Origin of the sequence: Geofilum rhodophaeum (assembly GCF_002210225.1) — a bacterium.
Classification (GTDB): Bacteria; Bacteroidota; Bacteroidia; order Bacteroidales; family Marinilabiliaceae; genus Geofilum; species Geofilum rhodophaeum.
The window spans coordinates 1394-3659 of sequence record NZ_MWUJ01000045.1; the positions used below are offsets into that span (position 1 = coordinate 1394).

The 2266-nt window shown below is 48.0% G+C and carries 1 tRNA gene and 1 rRNA gene; both read right to left on the reverse strand.

The annotated features are described in order from the left end of the window. Positions 1–70 precede the first annotated feature (70 nt). Positions 71–147, reverse strand: a tRNA-Ile gene (locus B4W65_RS16820). A gap of 191 nt (positions 148–338) precedes the next feature. Further along, positions 339–1858, reverse strand: a 16S ribosomal RNA gene (locus B4W65_RS16825). Positions 1859–2266 lie beyond the last annotated feature (408 nt).

A 2266-nucleotide genomic window follows, 5' to 3' on the forward strand; every position in this document is an offset into this window, starting at 1 on the left:
TGACCTTGTTTGGTCAGTGTGAAAAGCAGGCGGCCTTTGCTGCTTGCTTTCCTTGTGTTTAATCTCATCGTGGTAGTCCTGCGCAGATTTGAACTGCGGACCCCTACATTATCAGTGTAGTGCTCTAACCAACTGAGCTACAGGACTGGGTGTTTTACCCTGCTCCCACCTTTCTTTTTCCTTTGTTGTTACTTCAGGTAAAAGTGGTTTTCCTGCTTGTCTCTTGCTCGGTGGAAGAGTGATGATATAAAATAATGATGCAATACCGCTAAAAAAATCGGTAATCCCTTGACGACACCCTTTGGTCTGAGTCTAAAAAACTTAGAAGAACTCTCCAGAAAGGAGGTGTTCCAGCCACACCTTCCGGTACGGCTACCTTGTTACGACTTAGCCCCAGTCACCAGTTTTACCCTAGGACGCTCCTTGCGGTTACATACTTCAGGTACCCCCGGCTTCCATGGCTTGACGGGCGGTGTGTACAAGGCCCGGGAACGTATTCACCGCGCCATGGCTGATGCGCGATTACTAGCGAATCCAGCTTCACGAAGTCGGGTTGCAGACTTCGATCCGAACTGAGACCGGCTTTCGAGATTAGCATCACATCGCTGTGTAGCTGCCCTTTGTACCGGCCATTGTAACACGTGTGTAGCCCTGGATGTAAGGGCCGTGCTGATTTGACGTCATCCCCACCTTCCTCACGGTTTACACCGGCAGTCTCGATAGAGTCCCCACCATTACGTGCTGGTAACTATCGATAGGGGTTGCGCTCGTTATGGGACTTAACCCGACACCTCACGGCACGAGCTGACGACAACCATGCAGCACCTTGAAAAGTGTCCGAAGAAGGGCCTGTTTCCAAGCCTGTCACTTCCCATTTAAACCCAGGTAAGGTTCCTCGCGTATCATCGAATTAAACCACATGTTCCTCCGCTTGTGCGGGCCCCCGTCAATTCCTTTGAGTTTCATCGTTGCCGACGTACTCCCCAGGTGGATTACTTAATGCTTTCGCTCAGTCACTTGCTGTGTATCGCAAACAACCAGTAATCATCGTTTACAGCGTGGACTACCAGGGTATCTAATCCTGTTTGATACCCACGCTTTCGTGCCTCAGCGTCAGTTACAGTTTAGTAAGCTGCCTTCGCAATCGGTGTTCTGTGGTATATCTATGCATTTCACCGCTACACACCACATTCCGCCTACCTCAAATGTACTCAAGACTAACAGTATCAACGGCAATTCTACAGTTAAGCTGCAGGATTTCACCACTGACTTACTAGTCCGCCTACGCACCCTTTAAACCCAATAAATCCGGATAACGCTCGGATCCTCCGTATTACCGCGGCTGCTGGCACGGAGTTAGCCGATCCTTATTCGTACGGTACCGGCAAACAACTACACGTAGCTGATTTTCTTCCCGTACAAAAGCAGTTTACAACCCATAGGGCCGTCTTCCTGCACGCGACATGGCTGGTTCAGACTTGCGTCCATTGACCAATATTCCTCACTGCTGCCTCCCGTAGGAGTCTGGTCCGTGTCTCAGTACCAGTGTGGGGGACCTTCCTCTCAGAACCCCTAGACATCGTAGTCTTGGTGGGCCGTTACCCCGCCAACTAACTAATGTCACGCATGCCCATCTGTAACCTATAAATATTTTACCACTTTACCATGTGATAGCGTGGTCTTATGCGGTGTTAATTCCCCTTTCAGGGAGCTATCCCCCAGTTACAGGTAGGTTGCATACGCGTTACTCACCCGTGCGCCGGTCGTCAGCGGGCCGAAGCCCCTGTTACCCCTCGACTTGCATGTGTTAGGCCTGTCGCTAGCGTTCATCCTGAGCCAGGATCAAACTCTTCGTTGTAGAAAAGATTGTTGGACTATATCTTAAAAATATAATCCGGTCTGTATTGATCCGAAAATCAACCAAACCAAATTTCCTGTGGCTCCTCAAAGTTTTTTAAAATCTCAGGGATGTTGCCTTGTTTTTACCTTTTTTCTTTTTGGTATTGCATCAATATTGTCAAAGAACTTTTTTCAATCTATTGCCCGTTGCTCGTAAGCTCCAGGCGGCTGACCTCTTTCGGAAAGCGGGTGCAAAGATAAGTGATTTATTTGCCAAACTCCAAATCTTTTCTTTAAAATTTTTGAAAGTTTTTTCGGGGCTTAAACTTTTTCGTTACTTATCGATTTCCTTTAAGTGACTTACAGTTTTTGAAAACGAAACTTTCGTCTCCAGCACCCCGTTGGCCTTTGCTTTTCAATCTTGTCT